This is a genomic window from Streptomyces beijiangensis, assembly GCF_017315755.1.
GTDB lineage: Bacteria > Actinomycetota > Actinomycetes > Streptomycetales > Streptomycetaceae > Streptomyces > Streptomyces beijiangensis.
Map to the genome: position 1 here is coordinate 1 of NZ_JAFLRJ010001531.1, position 255 is coordinate 255.

1 pseudogene is annotated in these 255 nt (G+C 75.3%); it reads left to right on the plus strand.

Going from position 1 to position 255, the window contains the following annotated elements:
• A pseudogene (locus J0695_RS42565) lies at positions 1-255 on the plus strand (4'-phosphopantetheinyl transferase); the annotation flags it as partial.

The following is a 255-nucleotide window of genomic DNA, read 5'->3' on the forward strand; positions in this document are numbered from 1 at the left end:
GTGCCCGCCGGGCCATGAAGAAGCTCGGCGTACCGCCGCGGCCCGTCCTGCCGGGTGAGCGCGGTGCACCCGGCTGGCCGGACGGGCTGGCCGGCAGCATGACCCACTGTGCGGGCTACTGCGCCGCCGCCCTGGTCCGTACAGGTGACCTGGCCTCCATCGGCATCGACGCGGAGGTAAGAGGGCCGCTGCCCGAGGGGGTGTTGTCGTCCGTAGCGCTGCCCGGAGAGGCGGAGCGCAGCGGCCGGCTGGCCC